General features: G+C 70.8%; 15 protein-coding genes. 4 read left to right on the forward strand and 11 right to left on the reverse strand.

From position 1 onward, the window contains the following. Nucleotides 1-2: 2 nt before the first annotated feature. The 6 genes from fxsT to I4J89_RS44395 form a co-directional block, all read right to left on the reverse strand. The gene (gene fxsT, locus I4J89_RS44370; protein WP_196420254.1) at nt 3-3,734 is read right to left on the reverse strand and encodes an FxSxx-COOH system tetratricopeptide repeat protein; all 3,732 of its coding nucleotides are present in this window, start codon (nt 3,732-3,734) and stop codon (nt 3-5) included. Next, the gene (locus I4J89_RS44375; RefSeq protein WP_196420255.1) at nt 3,731-5,893 is read right to left on the reverse strand and encodes a VMAP-C domain-containing protein; all 2,163 of its coding nucleotides are present in this window, start codon (nt 5,891-5,893) and stop codon (nt 3,731-3,733) included. The genes fxsT and I4J89_RS44375 overlap by 4 nt, the downstream gene beginning before the upstream one ends. Continuing rightward, on the reverse strand, nt 5,853-6,452 hold the full coding sequence (locus tag I4J89_RS44380) for a hypothetical protein (protein ID WP_230860648.1): 600 nt from the start codon (nt 6,450-6,452) through the stop codon (nt 5,853-5,855). The genes I4J89_RS44375 and I4J89_RS44380 overlap by 41 nt, the downstream gene beginning before the upstream one ends. A 99-nt stretch (nt 6,453-6,551) precedes the next feature. Continuing rightward, nucleotides 6,552-8,375, reverse strand: a complete 1,824-nt coding sequence (locus I4J89_RS51860) for an HEXXH motif domain-containing protein (RefSeq protein WP_196420256.1) — start codon at nt 8,373-8,375, stop codon at nt 6,552-6,554. 57 nt (nt 8,376-8,432) lie between these two features. Further along, nucleotides 8,433-8,618 (reverse strand): hypothetical protein, encoded by a 186-nt coding sequence (locus I4J89_RS44390; protein ID WP_196420257.1) that lies wholly within the window; start codon nt 8,616-8,618, stop codon nt 8,433-8,435. A 349-nt stretch (nt 8,619-8,967) separates the two neighbouring features. Continuing rightward, nucleotides 8,968-10,386, reverse strand: coding sequence for a protein adenylyltransferase SelO (locus tag I4J89_RS44395; RefSeq protein ID WP_309238757.1), 1,419 nt, complete (start codon nt 10,384-10,386; stop codon nt 8,968-8,970). A gap of 70 nt (nt 10,387-10,456) precedes the next feature. Between I4J89_RS44395 and I4J89_RS44400 the strand changes: the two genes are divergently transcribed. Next, the gene (locus tag I4J89_RS44400) at nt 10,457-11,620 is read left to right on the forward strand and encodes a winged helix DNA-binding domain-containing protein (RefSeq protein WP_196420294.1); all 1,164 of its coding nucleotides are present in this window, start codon (nt 10,457-10,459) and stop codon (nt 11,618-11,620) included. A gap of 11 nt (nt 11,621-11,631) precedes the next feature. Here the strand turns inward: I4J89_RS44400 and I4J89_RS44405 are convergent, their stop codons facing one another. The 5 genes from I4J89_RS44405 to I4J89_RS44425 all read right to left on the reverse strand — a co-directional run bounded on the left by I4J89_RS44405 (nt 11,632) and on the right by I4J89_RS44425 (nt 16,133). Next, nucleotides 11,632-12,096, reverse strand: coding sequence for a hypothetical protein (locus tag I4J89_RS44405; protein WP_196420259.1), 465 nt, complete (start codon nt 12,094-12,096; stop codon nt 11,632-11,634). Nucleotides 12,097-12,566: 470 nt separating this feature from the next. Beyond that, nucleotides 12,567-12,956: a universal stress protein gene (locus I4J89_RS44410; protein WP_196420260.1), complete on the reverse strand. Its 390-nt coding sequence runs from the start codon at nt 12,954-12,956 to the stop codon at nt 12,567-12,569. A gap of 64 nt (nt 12,957-13,020) precedes the next feature. Continuing rightward, nucleotides 13,021-14,673 (reverse strand): tripartite tricarboxylate transporter permease, encoded by a 1,653-nt coding sequence (locus I4J89_RS44415; protein ID WP_196420261.1) that lies wholly within the window; start codon nt 14,671-14,673, stop codon nt 13,021-13,023. Between the two features lie 3 nt (nt 14,674-14,676). Continuing rightward, nucleotides 14,677-15,147 (reverse strand): tripartite tricarboxylate transporter TctB family protein, encoded by a 471-nt coding sequence (locus I4J89_RS44420; RefSeq protein ID WP_309238758.1) that lies wholly within the window; start codon nt 15,145-15,147, stop codon nt 14,677-14,679. Continuing rightward, entirely contained in the window at nt 15,144-16,133 is a 990-nt protein-coding gene (locus tag I4J89_RS44425; protein WP_196420263.1) for a Bug family tripartite tricarboxylate transporter substrate binding protein, read from the reverse strand. Before I4J89_RS44425 ends, I4J89_RS44420 begins: the two co-directional genes overlap by 4 nt. A 101-nt stretch (nt 16,134-16,234) precedes the next feature. On the opposite strand from I4J89_RS44425, the gene I4J89_RS44430 reads away from it, so the two are divergent. The 3 genes from I4J89_RS44430 (at nt 16,235) to I4J89_RS44440 (ending at nt 19,422) form a co-directional block, all read left to right on the forward strand. After that, nucleotides 16,235-17,122 carry a LysR family transcriptional regulator gene (locus tag I4J89_RS44430; protein ID WP_196420264.1) on the forward strand — a complete coding sequence of 296 codons (888 nt, stop codon included), beginning with the start codon at nt 16,235-16,237 and terminating at the stop codon, nt 17,120-17,122. A 63-nt stretch (nt 17,123-17,185) separates the two neighbouring features. Then, nucleotides 17,186-18,103 (forward strand): 5-dehydro-4-deoxyglucarate dehydratase, encoded by a 918-nt coding sequence (kdgD, locus tag I4J89_RS44435; RefSeq protein ID WP_196420265.1) that lies wholly within the window; start codon nt 17,186-17,188, stop codon nt 18,101-18,103. Beyond that, nucleotides 18,100-19,422 carry an enolase C-terminal domain-like protein gene (locus tag I4J89_RS44440; protein ID WP_196420266.1) on the forward strand — a complete coding sequence of 441 codons (1,323 nt, stop codon included), beginning with the start codon at nt 18,100-18,102 and terminating at the stop codon, nt 19,420-19,422. Before kdgD ends, I4J89_RS44440 begins: the two co-directional genes overlap by 4 nt. The last annotated feature ends 3 nt before the right edge of the window (nt 19,423-19,425 follow it).

The raw sequence follows: 19,425 nt of genomic DNA on the forward strand, positions 1-19,425 counted from the left end.
GTTTACAGCGGCATGGGGTCGACGTCGCAGTTCGCGCGCTCACCGGCGAGCGCCGCGACGATCGCCGGATGGTCGGAGCCGAGCACGCGGCGGTACGCGTCGACGACCGAGTCGAAGCGCTGTTGCCCGTCCCGCGTGCGGCCGAGAGCGATCAGGTCGAAGGCGAGGTTGAGCGAACAGGCGAGCGTGGACGGGTGATCACCGCCGAGCAGACGTTCCGAGCGATGCAGGGTGTCGGCGTCGAGAACGTGGGCGGTGGCGTGGTCACCCTGCGCCGCCAGGTCGCTGGCCAGGTTGGTGGCGCAGGTGAGGGTCAGTACGTGCTCCTCGCCCAGCCGGCCCCGCAGCCCCTGATAGGCGGTCTCGTCGTGATCGCGAGCAGTGCTGACCTGTCCCAGCAGGCGGAGCACGATGCCCAGGTTCGTCCGGGCGTAGAGCGTGTAGGGGTGCTCCGGGCCGAGCGTCTCGCGGTACTCCCGCCAGGTCTGCTCGGCCAGCTCGTACGACTCGGCCAGCTGATCGTTCTCGCGCAGGTCGACGGCGTAGTTGAGGGCGCAGGCGATGGTCTCCGGGTTCAGCTCGCCGAAGCGCCGACGCAGCTCGTTCAGGGTGTCCAGGGCGAGCTTGCGGGCTCTGTCGTGCTCACCCGCGCGCCGCCTTGAGACGGCCAGGTTGCGGGCCGCCATGAGGGTGTAGTGATGGCTGTTGCCGAGGATGCGGTGGATCCGCTCGTAGAGGATCTCCTGCTGCCGGTTGGCCTCCAGATACTCGCCGCATTCGCGCAGGTCGAGGGTGAGGCCGTTCTGGGTGAGCAGGGTGAGGGCGTGATCCGCGCCGAGGACCTCGACACGGCGCCGGACGGTGTCGACGTCGCGCCGCAGGGCGGCCTGGAAGTCACCGTGGGCGCGGAGGCTGACGCCGAGGGCGTGCGCCGCGCTCAGCGTGTGCGGGTAGTCCGGCCCGAAGACGCGCAGGGAGATCTCGTACGCCTCCCGGTCCAGCTCGACCGCGGCGGAGAACTCGCCGGCCGCCCGGAGGTCGGCGGCCACCAGACTCATCGCGTCCAGGGTGTCCTCGTCATCCGGGCCGTTGGCCCGGCGGAGCTTGGTGAGGCAGTCGGCGTTGATCTTCGCGGCCTCCTCGAAGCCGCCCGACACCCAGACGACGTGCCCTAGCCAGCGGGCGGCCTTGAGGATCTGCGGATCCTCGGGGTGCAGCATCTCGGTCCACCTACCGACCACCTCGGACGCCAGCTCCCGGCAGCCGTTCTGATCGCCCCAGAAGTACTGGAACTCGATGATGTCGATGGCGAGCTGCCGGGCCCAGTCGTCCTCGCAACCGATGATGTCGGTGGCGAGGACGTGCGGGAGCAGCGCGTGGAAACGCGGCCACTGTGCCGCGCCGCTCGGGTTGCCCGGGTTGCCGCCGGCCAGCAGCAGGTGCGCGGCGTGCCGCATGGTCTCCTGCTCCGCGGCGGAGAGCTGGTCGATCACCACGGTCCGGACCAGCCGGTGCAGCTGGATCGTCTGCTCCCGGTAGTCCATCCGGGCCAGGCCGTACCGTTCGATCTCGCGCAGGGCGCGGTTCAGGCGGTTCGGGTTCTGCAGCGTGGCGTCCATCTCCGGCGAGATGTTCACGTTCCGCGGGCCGAGGAAGAGCTCACGGGAGATCGGCTCCGGTGCCATGAACGAGCAGGCCTGCAACAGTTGCAGGGCCACCGGGTTCTCCACGCTCAGCCGCTCGAGGGCCACGGTCCAGGCGGCCGCGACGGTCACCTCGTACTCGGCGGGGTGCTCCAGCGCGGACAGTTCGGCGCGTTTGCTGATCAGCAGGTGGACGTACTCGTCGACCGGCATACCGGTGGTGGCGAGCCAGGCCGCGGCCTGGCCGATGGCCAGGGGCAGGTCGTCGAGAACGCCGGCGAGCCGGTCGGCCTCGGCGTCGGACAGATCCGGGTTGCGCTTGCGCAGCAGAGTGACGCTCTCGTCCCGGCTGAAGACGCCGATCTCCAGCGAGTCCGCGATCCGGGTCCACTCCTCGTTGCGGGAGGTGACCAGCACCTTGCCGGTGCCGCCCTGCGGCAGGTAGGGCCGCACGGTGTCGATGGTCTCGGCGTTGTCAAAGATCAAAAGCCAGTTCGGGTACGGCACACCCGCCTGCAACGCCTGCTGCACGGCCGGTACGGCGGTGTTCGCCTCCTGACCGATGTCCAGGCCCAGCCGGCCGCCGAGCTCGATCAGCGCTCGCAGGATCTGGGTCGGCTGTTCGGCCGGCACGAACCAGACCACGTCGTAGTCGGCCCGGTGGCGGTACGCGTACTCGGTGGCGATCTGCGACTTGCCGACACCGCCCATGCCGTGCAGCGCCTGCGGGAGCACCGCGGTGACCTGCTGTTGCCGCAGGCGCCGGTCCAGCGACTCGAGCAGCTCGTCGCGGCCGGTGAAGTCGCCGTTGCGGGGCGGCAGATTGCCCCAGATCGCCGCCTCCGCCTCCGGCTGCAACAGCGCGTCGATCGAGGCCGGGAGGCCGGAGTCGCCGGGCACCGGCGACAGGCGCCGCAGCGTCGCCCGTGGCGGCAACGGCGTGGCCGTCGGCGGCATCTCGTGTTCCACCGGTGTGGTCGCGGTGAGCTGGTCGATCCGTTCCTGGAGGCGGACGGCGCGCGACGCGTACGGCCCGGACAGGGCACGGAGCACGGAGAGCTCGAGTTCGGCGAAGGGGAGCGTCGCGGCAGTCACCGCCGTGTCGCCGGCCCGGTCCGGGTCGGCGAGGGCGTGCAGCAGGTTCCGGGTCTCGGGCGAACGCTCGCCGTAGAAGCCGGCCAGCGCTTCGATCACGCGTACCGTGTCGGCCCGGGCCGCGCAGGCCAGCAGCGCCTCCCGTACCCCGCTGCGGAAGTGCAGCTCGTCGCCGACGCCCGGCGCCACGAGCAGGGGACTGGTCACCACCTCGGCCAGGTGTGCCGGCTGGGAGTCGGGTGCGAGCCCGGACTGCACCGCGCGCAGCGCGTCCAGATCGAGCGGCGCCGCGGCGACGTGGGTGGCGAGGCGGAACGCCTGCGCCGACGCCTCGGCGCGGAACCGGGAGACCAGGTCCTGCGGGTCCGCGTCCAGCGGATCGATCGTGGGCGGCCGCGCGGTGCCGGGGGATCGCTCCGGGTCCGGGATGTGCACCACGGCGTCGAGCCAGTCCGGCGTGTCGCCCGCCACCAGCGCGGCCCACCAGCGCAGCCATCGCGGCGTCATCTCGAGCAGGGGTATCGCCACCGCGGTGTCCCGGAGCGGATCGTCGAACGGGCTAGTCCACTTCGCGGGTTCGCGGATCCGCAGCTCCGCGTTGGGTGCCATCGGCCGCGGCGTGGACAGCTGGAGCAGGCGGTGGGTCAGGTGGCTGCGGTGCCAGCGCTCCTGGGGATACGGGTCGACGATGGCCACCGGCACCGCGCGGCCCCAGGCTTGGAGCAGCATGGCGGCGCCGCGCTCGGTCCAGAAGACGTCGAGGCCGTCGGTGAGCAGGATGATCAGTTCGCCGTCCGGCCGGCCGAGGCCACCGGCGCCCCGGAAGAGCGCCAGGCTGTAGGAGCTGACCTCCGTGAAGGCACGGTCCGCCAGGTCACGGAAGGCGGTCACGGTAGGCGTCCACACGCGCATGGGCCGGCTGTCGTCCACCACCAGCGCCAGGGTCCCGGCGGGTTCCGCGAGACGCCGGAGTTCGGCCGCGAGCTCATCTGTCATGATCCTGCCCTCCCCGCCGGGACCACCCGGTTCGGGTCGTCCCACAGAAGCGCGACGGTGCGGCCGTAGTGGTCCGGCTTCTCCGCCGCCAGACGCTGCGCCTCGACGCGGATCGCCCGGGTCTGCGTCGGCAGCAGCGGCGGCTCGGCGATGAGCCGGCGCAGGCCGTCGGTGACGCCGTCGGGCGGTTGCCGCAGCCGCTGGTCCCAGAGGATCACCGGAACACCGGCGGCGAGGGCGGCGAACAGCTCCTGGCGGCCCAGCTCGGTGTCCGGTGACTCGCTCAGCACCACCACGACGTACCGGTCGTCGCCGCTCAGACCCGCCGACCAGGCCTCCGGTGTCGTGGGTTTGTCCTGGTAGCGGACACCCCAGAGCACCTCGCCGGTGAACGGCTGCCGATCCAGGCGCTCCCAGCGGTTGACCCACTCGAAGCGGGTGCCGCCGGGCTCGCGCATCCGTTCCAGGCTGCGGACGGCCACCGGGTACCGGATGCAGAGCGGCTGCACCTGGCCCAACCGGGGCGATGCGGGGTACCACTGCACCGGGAGGTTGAGCAGGCCGGCGGGCAGGACGAACTCGATGCCGGCGGAACCCGACGATCCCGCCTCGGCCCAGACCCGCTCGGCGTCGGCGACCATCTCACTCACCGCGGCGGCGACCGCCTCGGCGTCACGAAGCGGCACCTGAGTGTCCTTCTCCGGCCGCGGCCCCCAGTGGCCGGCCATCCCTTGCAGGTACGGCGTGATCCGGCACAGGTTCCGGTCGATCCCGTCGACGTCCATCTCGATGAGCAACAAGGGTCCGGTCCGGGGGCGGTGCGCCGGTGGACCGGACCCGGGACTCAGCCGCGAGCGCAGGGCCTCGCTGCTGGCGGTCGCGTCGGTACGCCCGATGACCCAGTCCCACAGCTCGGCGGCGAGCCCGGGATCGCTGTCGCGCAGGGTCTGGCTCAGGCGCGCGAGGAAGAGCATCGCCGGGTGCAGGCCCGACGACGGGTCCGCGTTGAGCCGGGCGAGGCTGTGGAAGCCCTGCGCCGGGGTGTTCAGCACCTCGGCCGGCGCCTCCGGCATGTGCGGCACGGCCGCCTGCCACACCGGTCCCACCTCCAGCTCGGGCGGTACCCGGCCGAGCAGGCTGTCCAGTCGCTTCTGCTCGTCGGCACCCACCAGGGGCCGCGGGCTGATCACCGGCGCGGCGTTGCCCACCGGTGGCGCTGTCTCGAGCAGCGTCCGGACGTAGGACGCCGCCGCATAGGCGGCATACGCGTGCCACACGTCGTTCTTGCCGGTCAGCTCGCAGTAGTCGACCACGCCGCGAACCATGAACCAGGTCTTGTCGATCGCCGCCGTGCTGGTGGCGATCCCGGAGCCCTCCATCTCGATGGCACGCATGTCCGGGTATTCCTGGGCCAGCTCGTCGCGGAAGTCCTCGTCGACCATGAGGACGTCGCCGGAGCCGATCACTCCGTAGTGGACGCGCGGCCTGTCGTCGGGCGGACCGGAGCGCGGGCGGGGCGGGTGTTCGGTGGGGGTGCGGCGAACGTAGAGGACGTCCGAGTCCGCCGGGGGACGGGGGAACGCGCGGGCCTGTTCCGTACGATCCGGGTCCAGCCAGCGTTCCCACCGGCGGTCACCGTCCTCCTCCTCGACTCGCAGCTCGCCGGCCGCCTGCAGCAGCCAGTTGGAGATCAGCCCGGCGCCCTGCCGGCCACGCAGCCGGGTGGTGCCGTCCTCCTGCCGGACGCTGCGGTAGTTCACGATGCCGTCGAAGGCCACCACGATGTCGCCGAGCCGTACGTGTCGCCCCGGCTGGTTGCGCCGCGGGATGCCACCGGCGATCCCGGTCATGATCACGGTCTGCAGGTTCGGGAAGGTGCGCAGCATGTTGGCGCAGTGCGTGGCGGCTCGCTGGGTGCCGTCGCGGGGCAGCGCCAGCAGCGCGACCCGGTGCGGGCGGCGCGGATCACTGCTCGGCAGGGTGCCCACCCGGTAGAGGTTGGGGTCGCCGGGCTCACGGTGGCGCCGCACCTCGTCGATGAGGGCGGCCATGGCGTGCAATTCGGTCGGGAGTGCGGTGAGGATGCCGACGGTCACCTCGTGCGGCCGCACGTCCCGATCAGCGGGCAGCGTCTCGTGTGGCGGGGAGGAGGTCGTCATCGGCTGCACTCCATGGTCGGTCCCGGGCGAGATCGGCATTGACGACGATCTGGGTCCCGAGGATTACCACCAGCGTAATCTCGACCGCCACTATTACCATTGTCAAGATCGAGCTGGATGCGATCGTCAATCGGGCGGCAATGGCGATCAAACCGGGAACACAGAATGTCATCAGGTCGGCGCCGAGTTGGATGATCTTCCGGCTTCGCCGCCGGCGGTCGGAACGATGGTTGCTCTCCCATCCGAAGACCGGTGTCTTGCTGCCCACCAATTCCGTCACGCGCGGCCCCAGGTCGAGCCGGATGTACCGGCCGATCGCCGAGATCTTCTGATCGTTGACCAGGTAGGTCCAGCCCAGGATCACGCAGCCCGGAGGCAGCAGCAGAAGAAGATCGGCGATGCGTGCCTGATATGCGCCGACTGCCACGGCCGCTATGGATGCCAGGGTCGCGTACATGAGATTGTCGCGCGTACCTATCCGGTGTGCCTGTTCGATCTTGAGTTGTTGATACTCGGTGATCAATGGCAGACCCTCGCCGGCGTCATCCCACTTCAACACGCCCCGCTCCGTCCGGCCGTGAACAAACGGTGACGTCAGTATCGCTGAATCGGTATATCCACGGATAGTGGGCGCGGGGCGGGCGAATTCGCGGAAATGCTACCGATCTTGGGACAAGTGCATGCCCACCCAGGAGGCGACCTCGGTCGGCGAACGATCGCTGCGGACGTTGCGGTAGACGGCGAGCACCACCTCGGGCCGCTCCAGCAGGGCGGTGGCGGCCCGGGCCGGCGCCATCGCGTCCGCTTGCAGCGCCAGACCGAGACCGGTCCAGGCGTCGGTGGACTCGGGATCGCGGTCGATCTCCTCGGCGAAGCCGGTGGCGGCCTTGGCCGGATCACCCGCGAAGAGCGCGAGGTCGGCGTCGGTCAGCGCCGCACCCCAGTCCTCCTCGCGAGCCTGCGCGTAACAGTCCGGGGCGATCAGGCGGCGGCGGCCCAGGCCGAGGCGGGCGGCCGACCAGTGCCGCATCTCCGGGTCGGGCTGGACATCGGACGGGCCGAGGTCCAGCTGCTCACCGGAACCGGTCTCCCAGGCGGTGACCAGGGCTTCGACGTCGGCCGGTCGGGGGTGGCAGTGCCGGATCCGCCAGCCGGCCCGGTGCCCGTCCGCGACCAGTCGCGCGATCCGCCGGGCGTCCTCGTCGAGTTCGTCACCGGACCAGTCGCGCAGCCGCCCGGCGAGCGTCTCGGCGACGCGGCGGCCGTGCTCGGTCAGATCGCCGGCGTCCAGGGCGGTGCGGAGCCCTTCGGCGGTCTGGCCCGCGGCGTACGCGTACTCGAAGTCGCTGAGCGGACCGCCGGTGACCGACCGCTGTGCACGCCAGAACTCGGCGATGCCGAAGAACGCGTAGATCCCCTGGAGCAGGCCGCCCGCCGGGCGAGGGTCGTCGCGCCACGGTGCGTACAGGCGGGGCTGACCGGAGCCGTGGGTCATGGTGAAGAGGTGCATCAGGCCGCCGAGCTTGATGTGCATGAACTCGTGCGCGAGGGAGACGGCCAGGGTGACCGGGTCGGGCGGCGGCGAACACATGATCGCGCCGAAGGCGTCACCGGTCGAAGCGCTCCGCGTGTCCCAGCCGTCGCCGACCGGGAGGGGCACCAGCGAGGTCACCCCGGCGGCGAGCGCCTCGGCGAGCGGCCGGTGATGCTCCACCAGTACGGCCCAGGCGTCCCGCAGCAGGTCTGCCCAGCGCTGGAACGCGACCGGGCCGAGCCGCGCCGGGGGCACCGGATCGGCGAGATCACGCATCGGGTCGAGATCGTCGAGCCAGACGGTGAGGCGGACGTCGTCACCGACGGTCAGCTGCCGCAGCGCCCACCAGCCCTCGCCGTCGACGCCGGGAGCCGGGACGGAGATGGTCCGGCCGTCGCGGCGCAGCCAGATGCGGCCGTCCTCGGTGCCGGCCTCGGCGGTCGCCCACTCGTCGCAGTCGTCGAACCTGGCCATGCCGAACAGCGGCACCATGACGCGCCCGGACCGCAGTGGAACGGTGGTGGTGTAGGGCTGCCGGGTGGCCGCGGACGCCGCGAGGGCGAGCGCGTGAAGCTGCCCGAAGTCCTGATAGGCCGGAGCCGACCCGGGAGCGCCGCCGCGATGGCGTCGCAGCGTGTAGGCGAGCCAGGAACCGACCTGTGGATGCCTCAGCACCGCGGCCACCGCGTCCGGGTCGCGTTGCTCCGCGCGCTCCAACGCCTGCCACGCCTCGCCGATCGGAGTGAGCGGGCCGGTCGTCGTTCTCGGATCCTCGTCGACCGCATCGAGGAACGCGCGCAGCATGACCAGCCGCCGGCTGTGCTCGCTCGCCCACAACGACCGGACCACCTCGGCGGAGCCGCCGCCGGAGGCGAGTTCCGCGAAAGCACTGTCGGGCAGAGTGATGTGCCGGGGCCTGTTGACCAAGTCGTCGTCGGTGGGGACCACGAGTGTCGGTTGCTCCTGGTTAGGTGGCGGGACGTGCGGTTGCGGGATCAGGAGACTTCAGTCGGCGCGCCCGGGCGGACCCCCGCCGCCGAGGTTGGTCCGTGGGCGTTCGACCTGGTGGAGGACGACGCGGACCGCGGCGGCGAGTTCGCGGCTCCGGTCCGCTCGAAGGTCGCCGAGGCTGTAACCGGCCAACGAGATCAGCTCGGTCTCGTTGTCGGTGGCGCGGTGCGGCGTGATCAATGGAGAACCTCGGCTAGTCGTATGCCTATGGACCGTAGTGGATTCCGGTCAAGATCGGACGATGTATTCACTCTTGCTAGTGCGCGGGTTTGCTGACGGCCGTGCCTTCTCGGTCAATCCGCGCCGGTCGCCGGGGTAGGTTATACCGGCCGCAGGGGCATGCATCGCGCGCTCACCATGGTCTGTGGACGGCCCTCATGGATGATCATGCCCAGGTCGGAGCCGGTTTTTGATCGACCGGGACGAGTCTCCGAAGTCCCGTTTTCAGCACGATGCGCAATTAGCCCTTCGGTTTATCCCACGCAAGTGGGACAAAAATCGCAAAGGATCACTCCGCATCGGGTCCGGGTCAGGTCCCGCAGAAGGTCTGGAAGCCGTCGCAGAACTCGCGCGGAGCGGGCTCGGCATAGCGCTCCAGGCCCGGCCGCTCGCTGAACGGCGCGCTCACCACCTCGACCAGCCGGTTCACCGGCTCGAGGTCGCCGGCGGTGGCGGCGGCCAGCGCCTCCTCGACGAGATGGTTGCGCGGAATGAAGATCGGGTTCACCCGGTCCATCGCGTCCAGGTCCGGGCCGAGCGCCCGCCAGCGTGCCATCCAGCCGTCAGCCATCGGTGCGGGCGCCGAACCGCGACCAGCGGCCGCGAGCTCTCGGAAGAACGACGTGTGATCGACCTTCGCCGCCTGCATCGCGGCGACCATCTCGTCGATCAGCTCCCCGCCGTCCGCGTCCGCGGGCAGGCCGAGCTTGGCGAGCATCCCCGACACCCAGGCCTGCTGGTATTGCGGCCGGAACCGCTCCAGCGCCGAGGTCGCCAGCGCGACCGCCTGCTCCTTGTCGTCGTGGATCAGCGGTAGCAGCGCCTCGGCGAGGCGAGCCAGGTTCCACTCCGCGATGATCGGCTGGTTGCGATACGAGTACCGTCCCGCGTGGTCGATCGAGCTGTACACCGTCGCCGGGTCGAAGGCGTCGAGGAACGCGCACGGACCGTAGTCGATGGTCTCGCCCGAGATGGTCATGTTGTCGGTGTTCATCACGCCGTGGATGAAGCCGACCAGCATCCACCGGGCGATCAGCGACGCCTGCGCGGTCACGACCGCCTCGAACAATCCCAGGTAGGAGTCCGCGTCCGGGTGATGCCGGGCGATCGCGTGGTCGGCGAGGCGCCGCAGCAGGTCCGGGTCGCCGATCGCCCGCGCGTACTGGAAGCTGCCGACCCGCAGGTGACTGGCGGCGACCCGGACCAGCACGGCGCCGGGCAGCGCCGTCTCCCGGTACACCGTGCCGCCGGTGCCGATTACCGCGAGCGACCGGGTGGTGGGGATGCCGAGAGCGTGCATGGCGCGGCTGATCACGTACTCCCGCAGCATCGGCCCGACCGCGGCCAGCCCGTCGCCGCCACGCGCGAACGGCGTGCGGCCGGAACCCTTGAGGTGCACGTCGCGCAGCCCGCCGGCACTGTCGGTGAGTTCGCCGAGCAGCAGCGCGCGCCCGTCACCGAGCCGCGGTGAGTAGCCGCCGAACTGATGCCCGGCGTAGGCCTGCGCCACCGGCTGCGCGCCGGGCGGCACGCTTTCTCCGATCAGCAGACGTACGCCCTCCGCGCTCGCGAGCCAGCCGGGATCGAGGCCGAGGTCCCGGGCGAGCGTCTCGTCCAGGACCAGGAGGCGGGGTTCGGGGAACTTCTCGGCCCGCCAGGAGACCGTCAGCTCGGGGAGCTCCTGGGCGAAACGGTTGCCGAAGGTGATCGGCGGCGCTGCGATGTCCACCCGCCCCAGACTACGCGGCGCCCGTCGTTCCCCGGTTCGCCCGCCGCCCGGTGCCGATAGGCTCGGCCGCGTGAGCGCGCCCGCCCGGCTGTCCTGGAACGCGGTGTGCGCCCGGCGGCTGGCCCGGCATCTGCTCGCCGTTCCGGACCCGGACGCCCGCCCGGTCGATGCCGCCCGCGTCATGTGCGGAGCGCACGCCCAGGTGATGTCCGCGGCCGAGATCTCCATCGCGATGCGCACCGCGGCCGCCACCCGCTCCACCGTCCGGGACGCGGTCTGGACCGAGAAGAGCCTGATCAAGACGCGCGGCGTACGCGGCACCGTCCATCTGCTTCCCGCCGCGGACCTGCCGCTGTGGTGCGGCGCGCTGTCGGCGGTGCCGACCGGCCGGTTCACCCGGGCAGACCCGGCTGGACTGGACGTCGAACAGGCCGACCAGGTCGTCGCCGGCATCGCGGCCGTCCTCGAGGACGCGGAGCTGACCGCCGACGAGCTCACCGCGGCCCTCGCCGACCGGGTCGGTGGCTGGGCGGCCGACCCGGTGATGGAGGGCTTCCAGACGGTGTGGCCGCGCTGGTACCACGCGATGGACGTGGCGATGCACCGCGGGGCCATGTGCTTCGGGCCGGGCCGGGGCCGCAAGGTCACCTACACCGGCCCGGGCCGCTGGCTGCCGGGCTTCCGCCCGGCGGGCGGTGAGGCCGCGCTCGGCTGGCTGGTCCGGCAATACCTGCATGCGTACGGGCCGGCGACCGCACCGAACTTCGCCCAGTGGCTCGCGGCGCCACCGGCTTGGGCGGCCTCGCTGTTCACCTCTCTCGGCGACGCCCTGCGCCCGGTGACGGTGCAGGGCGTGACCGCCTGGGAGAACGCCGACGATCCCGGCCCGCCGGCCCTCCCGCCGCCGGCGGGCGTGCGGCTGCTGCCGTACTTCGACGGGTACGCGGTCGGCGGCCGCCCCCGCGAGCTGCTGTTCCCCGGCCCGGCGGCGAAGCGGGCGCTCGCCGGTGGGCAGGCTGGGAACTACCCGGTGCTGCTGGTCGACGGGGTAGTGGCGGGGGTGTGGCACCAGCGCCGCTCCGGGACCCGGATCGCGGTGACCGTCGAGCCGCTCGACCCGCTCAGCCCGGCGCGGTTGGCCGAACTGGATCACCAGGTGCAGCGGCTCGGCGAGATCCTGGAGGGCCGTCCGGTGCTGACCCTCGGCCCGGTCACGGTCGGCCCGCACGCCTGATCCACCGGCCTTTAGCAGGCCATCACTCCGTCAACGACGTCGTTGAGGCCGTATTCGCGCAGGTGCGGCGCGGAGTTGCCGGAGTTGATGAGGAAGGCGATCCGCCAGCGATCCCACCACTCGAGCAGCATGCCGTCCGCCGCGGCCGGAATCTGGTTGTTGCGTACCGAGCTGATCCGGTCGTTCCACTCGGGGCCGGGCCGCTCGCCGACCAGGATGAAGTCCGGGTAGCTGTAGTGGCCCAGGTTGTACTGCACGTAGCACCGGTAGAAGGCCAGTCCCCGGCCCGCGCCGCGGCTGTCGTTGAACGCGTTCTCGTAGACGCAGAAGTACTTGTAAGGACACGGCGGCGTGCCGCCGGGAACGGTGTAGGGCTGGAGCACGACCACGCCCGGTTCGGCCTGGGCCGGGCTCGGCGCCCACACCAGACCCGCGACGACCATCAGCAGAATCGCTTCCGTGGTCAGGTTCCTCATGCGGTGATCTTGCTTGGCCTAAGCTCACTGCTGTCTCAACGGCCGCCAGACAGCACCCATGTTGGGCCGGATAAGGCCCTGACCACGAAGGCTCTCTAGCGTCGACCCGTGGCGGCCGATGGTGGGCGGTTGGTCGCCTGGGCGGCTTAGTTTGGCCGGGCGGGCCTACGCCCGATCTGTTCGAGATGCCGCCGGGCTCCAGAGTGGGCCAGGCTTCGGGATGGGGCCGGGCTTCGGGATGGCGCCGGGCGTCGAGATGGGGTCGGGCGAGGTGGGCCTTACGTCGGCCGAGGCGAGGGCCGCCCGGGAGGCGATCCAACGTGGCCGGGCCTGATGCCAGGTCGGAGGTTCCTGGATGGCACCGTTGACCATCGGCCCCGGCCCGGCGGGCGCGGGCCGGGCTGGTCTCGGGGACGGCGGTTGACTCGTACCGAAAAAGGCAGCGTGAGCGGAAGGGCCTGGCTGGACCCTCAGGGTTTGACGGCGAGGACCGGGCGGTCGGCGGTGAGCAGGATGCGCTGGGCCGTGCTGCCGAGGAAGAGCTTGCCGACCGGGCTGCGCCGGCGCAGGCCGATGACGATGACCGAGGCGCTCTCTTGCGCGGCGACGTGCAGAAGTTCGTCGGCGAGTTCGCCGGTGTGCGGGGTGGTTCGCAGGCGTAGTGCGACGCCGGAGCGCCCGGCCTCGGCGGTGAGGGCGGCGAGGCGTTCCGGGTCGGCGGCTTCGGCGCTGACCGGCGCCCCGCCGCGGGGCGAGTTGACCACCAGGAGGTCTTCGCCGCGGCGTTTCGCCTCGTCCACGGCGGCGGTGAAGGCGGCCTCCCCTTCGGCGGTGGGGAGGTATCCGACGAGCACGGTCATGCGGCGAGTTCCTTTTCCTCGTGTCCGGTCTCCGCGATCGAGGTGATCCGGCGGTGCGGGGTGCTCATGTGGCTGAGTTCCGTTCCTCGGAGGTGTTCGGGTCGGGGGCCCCCGAGTCGGGCGTTCCCGCCGCGGCCTGCTTTGCCTGCGGCTCCTTCGGCCCGGGATCCCTTGCCTCGGGCGTCCCCCTACCGACTTCCTCCTCCCCGCGATCCTTCTCGGCGGCCAGGGGTGTGCGGCGCCGCAGCAGTGGCTGAGCGAGGGGCAGCAGGGCGACCGCGATCAGCGCGGCCAGCAGCACGCCGGAGATGGGACGGGTGAAGAAGCCGGTCGGGTCGCCGTCGAAGAGCAGCAGGGAGCGGCGCAGTGAGGTCTCGAGCAGGCTGCCGAGGACGAAGGCGAGGACCATCGGGCCTGGGTCGAAACCGAGCTTCTTCATCAGGTAGCCGATGACGCCGAAGGCGATGACCAGGCCGATGTCGAAGACGCTGTTGTTGACGGTGTAGGCGCCGACCAGCGTGATCAGGACGGTGATCGGCGCGAGGATGGTGGCGCGGACCCGCAGGATGCGGACGAAGAGGCCGACCAGCGGGATGCTCATGATCAGCAGCAGGATGTTGCCGATGTACATCGAGTTGACGACGCCCCAGAACAGCTCGGGGTTCTCGGTGATCAGCTGCGGGCCGGGGGTGACGCCCTGGATGAGCAGGGCGCCGAAGATGACGGCCATGGTGGCGTTGGCGGGGATGCCGAGCGACAGCAGCGGGATGAACGACGAGGTGGCGGCGGCGTTGTTGGCGGTCTCGGGTGCGGCGACACCTTCGATGGCGCCCTTGCCGAACCGTTCGGGGTGCTTGGATCGCCGTTTCTCCAGCGCGTACGCGGCCAGCGAGGCGAGCACGGCGCCGCCGCCCGGCAGGATGCCGAGGAAGAAGCCGAGGACCGAGCCGCGGCCGATGGCGCCACTGGACTGCCTCAGGTCGGCGCGGCTGGGCCAGACGTTGGCCACGGTGGCCGGGGCCTGCACCTTGCGGTGGCGTTCCTCCAGGTTGTAGAGGATCTCGCCGAGGCCGAACAGGCCCATCGCGATCGGGACGAAGTCGAGCCCGTCGGCGAGGTTCAGGTTGCCGAGGGTGAAGCGTTCCGCGCTGGTGAAGTCGTCGCGGCCGACGGTGGCCAGCAGCAGACCGATCGCCGCGGCGGTGAGGGCGCGCAGCCGGCCGCCGCTGCTGATCGTCGCCACCAGCAGGATGCCGAGGAGAGCCAGCGCCGTGTACTCCGGTGGGCCGAAGTCCAGGGCGAAGTCGGCGACGAGCGGGGCGACGAAGGTGAGCGCGATGATGGCGAGGGTGCCGCCGACGAACGAGCCGATGGCCGCGATGCCGAGGGCGGTGCCGGCCCGGCCCTGCCGGGTGAGGGCGTGCCCGTCGAAGACGGTGACCACTGACGATGCCTCGCCGGGCAGGCGCAGCAGGACCGAGGTGATGGTGCCGCCGTACTGGGCGCCGTAGAAGATGCCGGCCAGCATGATGATCGCGGTGACCGGCTCGAGGCCGAAAGTGATCGGCAGCAGGATGGCGATGGTGGCGGCGGGGCCCAGGCCGGGCAGGACGCCGATGAGCATGCCGATGACGACGCCGACGAGGCAGTAGAGCAGATTCGTCGGCTCGAGAACGACGGCGAAGCCGTCGAGCACCGAGGACAACGGTCCTCCCATGGATCAGAACAGGTGGGGGATGGTGACGTCGAGCGCGCCGACGAACAGGGCGTAGAAGACGACGACGATGCCGACACTGGTGATGATCGAGGTGCGCCAGGACTCGTGGCCGAGGAACCGCAGCCAGACGAAGGCCAGCAGCAGAGTGGGGATCTCGAAGCCGATGGTGGCGATCACGGCGACGAACGCGATCATGCTGGCCACGGCGGCGGCCACGAGCAGCCCGCTGCGGGTGAAGCGTTCGGCCTCGCCGGTGTCCCGGGCACGGACGGCGAGGGCGAGTCCGAGCACCACCAGAACGGCCCCGATGATCAACGGCCAGGTGCCCGGACCGGGTTCGGAAGGGCTGCCGGCGCCGAGCGCGAGCGAGCCGGCGATCGCCGCGCCGCCGAGGATGACCACGACGGCGGCGGCGATCAGGTTGCTGAGCGGTCCGGCGGAAGGCGGCCGCTCGTCGACGGGTTCGGTGCTCACTTGCCACTCAGGTTGATCTTGTGCTCCGCCACCAGGTCCTTGTAGGTCTGGAGCGAGCCGTTCCACTGCTGGAGCAGGGTCGCGCCGTCCACCTCGTTCGGGGTGAGCAGCCGCTGGGTGTTGAAGTCCTTGTACGCCTGCTCGCCGAACGACTTCTGGAAAGCGGTACGCAGCCGGTCGACGACCTCCTCCGGGGTGCCCTTCGGCGCCACCACGGCCCGGGACTGCTGGACCGGCACCTTGTAGCCGGCCTCGGCGGCGGTCGGGGTGTCCGGCATGTAGGTCGGCCGCTTCTCGGCGAACGTGACGATCGGGACCGCCTTGCCGGCCTCGATCTGCTCCTTCGCCTCGCCGAGCTGCACCGCGGCCACGTCGACCTGACCGCCGAGCACCGCCGTCAGCGCCGGCGCGCCACCGTTGAACGGCACCGCGGTGGCGTCGACGCCGGCCTGGGCGAAGAGCAGGCTGGAGGTGAGCTGGCTGCCGGTGCCGACGCCGGTGGTGGCGTACTTGATCGGCCGCTTGGCGGCGACAATGCCCTGGACGTCCTTGAAGCCGGTCTTCGGATTGGCGATCAGCACGTAGTCGTCCTGCGAGATACCGGTGACGACCTCGTAGTTGTTGATGTCGACGGCCTGGTCGGCCGGGACGGCGAGCGGCGTGATGTACGCGAGCGATCCCACGAACACCATGATCGTGTAGCCGTCCGGCTTGGCGGCGGCGAGCTCCTTGGCCGCGACCGCGCCGTTGGCACCCGGCCGGTTCTGCACGGTGATCGGTTGCTTGAGGTCGGCACTGGCCGGGTCGGCCAGAGCGCGGCCGATGAGGTCGGTGCTGCCGCCGGCGTCCTGGCCGATCAGCATGGTGACGGCGCGTTCGGGGTAGGCCGCCGCCGCCGAGCCGGAGTCGTCGGATTCAAGGTTGCCGCCGCAACCGGCCAGGGCGAGCACGGTCGCCAGGCCGAGCGCGGGGAGTTTCTTGTTCATGCGGTCTCCCGCTGTGAGGGGGGTCACTGGTGCGGCGAGCCTATGGCTGCCCTGTTATGCATGTCCAAGCCCATTCGTGCATCGACTGATACCTTTTCGGTATGGCCTACACGCTCGAACAACTGCGCGGCTTCGTCGCCGTGGCCGAGGAGTTGCATTTCGGTCGTGCTGCGGCCCGGTTACGGATGACCCAGCCTCCGCTGAGCCGGCAGATCCAGAAGCTCGAGTCCGGTGTAGGCGTGCACCTGCTGGACCGGGACAACCGGCGGGTGAGCCTGACGCCGGCGGGCGAGGCGTTCCTCGTCGAGGCGCGCCGCATGCTGGCGATCGCCGAGTCGGCCCCGGAGCTGGCCCAGCGTGTGTCGTCCGGCTACTACGGACTGGTCCGGCTCGCGTTCACCTCGGCCTCCACGTTCGGAATCCTCGGCCGGCTGCTCAACGAGCTGGAGTCGCGGCTGCCCGAGGTGCACATCGAGCTGTTCGAGATGGTCACCCGGGAGCAGGTCGCGGCCCTCGCCGCCGGCGACCTCGACTTGGGCCTGGCCCGCCCGCCGTTCGACCCGGAGCTGTTCGAATCCCGGCTGCTGCACCGGGAAGCCCTGCTCCTGGCGGTGCGTGATGATCATTGGCTGGCCGGCTTGGACCGGCCGTTGGTGGCCGCTGACCTGATCCGGGAGCCGTTGATCTTCCACTCCCAGCAGAAGGCCCGATACTTCTACGACCTGATCGTCAGCATGGTGCCGGTGGATCAGGGCAACGTGGTGCACGCCGTCAGCCAGGTGATGACCATGCTGTCTTTGGTCTCCGCCGGGCGCGGGGTGGCCTTCGTGCCGGCGTCGGCTACCCGGATCGGCGTCCCTCATGTCGCCTACCTGGAGATCCTCACCCCGATCGAGGAACCGGTCGAACTGCACCTGCTCTGGCCGCGTCAGTCGCGAAATCCCGCACTCCCGCGGGTTCTCGCGGCCCTCGAGCATCTGATGCCGTGAAGGTATCAAGCAATGCTGAAACACTCTTGGACAGGCATCACCGAACGTTCCTACGGTGGCCGGGTGACGCAGATTCCCCCGACCGACCTCGCCGCCCGGCTCGCCTCCGGACTGCTGTCGTTCCCCGTGACCCACTTCGACGACGACCTGAACTTCGACGAGTCCCGCTACCGTGAGCACCTCGCCTGGCAGGCGAGTTTCGGCGTCGCCGGCCTGTTCGCCGCCGGCGGGACCGGAGAGGGCTTCAGTCTCACCACACCCGAGATCGACACCGTGGTGCGGACCGCGGTGAACGAGGTCGGCCACCTGGTTCCGGTCGTCGCGCCGGCCACCGGCGGCACCGCCCAGGCGGTGGAGCAGGCCCGGGCCGCCGAGGACGCGGGCGCCGCCGGGATCCTGCTGTTCCCGCCTTATCTCACCGAGGCGAGCCAGGCCGGCCTGATCGCGCACGTCGACGCGGTCTGCCGGGCCACGAGCCTCGGTGTCGTCGTCTACAGCCGGGCCAACGCCGTCCTCGAGGACGTGACCGTCGCCGAGCTCGCCGAGCGCAACCCGAACCTGATCGGCCTCAAGGACGGCATCGGCGACATCGAGCGGATGACCCGCACCTATGCCAAGGTCGGCGACCGGCTCATCTACGTCGGCGGGCTGCCGACCGCCGAGACGTTCGCGCTGCCGCTGCTCCAGCTCGGCGTCAGCACCTATTCGTCAGCGCTCTACAACTTCCTGCCCGAGTTCGCGCTGCGCTTCTACGCCGCGGTCCGGGCGCAGGACCGCGCCGCGGTCTACGGGATGCTCAACGACTTCGTCATCCCGTACCTCGACATCCGCGACCGTTCTCGCGGCTACGCGGTCTCCATCATCAAGGCCGGCCTCGACGCGGTCGGGCGCAACGGCGGCCTGGTGCGGCCTCCGCTGACCGAGCTTCAGCCGGACGAGCGTGCGGCCCTCGCTGCGCTGATCGACAAGGTCCGGTCATGACGCCCACCGTCGAGCGGGTCGAGGTCGTCCCGGTCGCCGGTCACGACAGCATGCTGCTCAACCTCAGCGGCGCGCACGGGCCGTTCTTCACCCGTACCGTCGTGATCCTCACGGACAGCAGCGGAAACGTCGGGGCGGGGGAGGTGCCGGGCGGCGAGGCCATCCGGCGCACGCTGGAGGCGGCGGGCGAATTCCTGCTGGGCCGCTCGATCGCCCAGTACGGCTCGCTGCTGCGCAGCATCGCCGCCACCCACGCTCACCTGGACGCCGCAGGGCGTGGACAGCAGACGTACGACCTGCGCGTCACGATCCATGCGGTGACCGCTCTGGAGTCCGCGCTGCTGGACCTGCTCGGCCAGCACCTCGGTGTGCCGGTCGCCGAGCTTCTCGGTGAGGGACAGCAGCGGGACAGCGTCCCGATGCTCGGCTATCTGTTCTACGTCGGCGACCGGTCGGCGACCGACCTGCCCTACCTCGTGGAGAAGGATCCGGCCGACGACTGGGAGCGGCTGCGCCGCGAGCCGGCCCTCACCCCGTCCGCCATCGTGGCGCTCGCCGAGGCCGCACAGGCTCGGTACGGGTTCACCGACTTCAAGCTCAAGGGCGGTGTCTTCGCCGGTGAGCAGGAGATCGAGGCGGTGCGTGCGCTGGCCGCCCGGTTCCCGCGGGCGCGGATCACCCTCGACCCCAACGGCGGCTGGCTGCTCGCCGACGCGGTGCGCCTCTGTCGTGACCTGGGCGGGGTGCTGGCGTACGCGGAGGATCCGGTCGGTGCCGAGGGCGACATGTCCGGCCGGGAGACCATGGCCGAGTTCCGACGCGCCACCGGGTTGCGTACGGCCACCAACATGATTGCCACCGACTGGCGGCAGATGGCCCACGCCGTACGCTCGCACGCCGTCGACATTCCCCTCGCCGACCCGCACTTCTGGACCATGCGCGGCTCGGTGCGTGTCGCGCAGCTCTGCCACGACTTCGGGCTGACCTGGGGCTCCCACTCGAACAACCACTTCGACATCTCCCTGGCCATGTTCACGCACGTCGGCGCGGCGGCGCCCGGAGAGATCACCGCCCTGGACACGCACTGGATCTGGCAGGACGGGCAGCGGCTCACTCGTGACCCGCTGCGGATCCGGGACGGCCGGATCGCCGTACCGGCCAGGCCGGGCCTCGGTGTCGAGGTCGACCGTGACGCGCTCGCCGCCGCGCACGAGCTCTACCTGGAGCACGGCCTCGGCGCCCGGGACGACACGGTCGCCATGCAATTCCTCTTTCCCGGTTGGCGCTTCGACCCCAAGCGCCCCTGTCTGGTGCGGTGATCA

The organism is Actinoplanes aureus (genome assembly GCF_015704865.1).
Classification (GTDB): domain Bacteria; phylum Actinomycetota; class Actinomycetes; order Mycobacteriales; family Micromonosporaceae; genus Actinoplanes; species Actinoplanes aureus.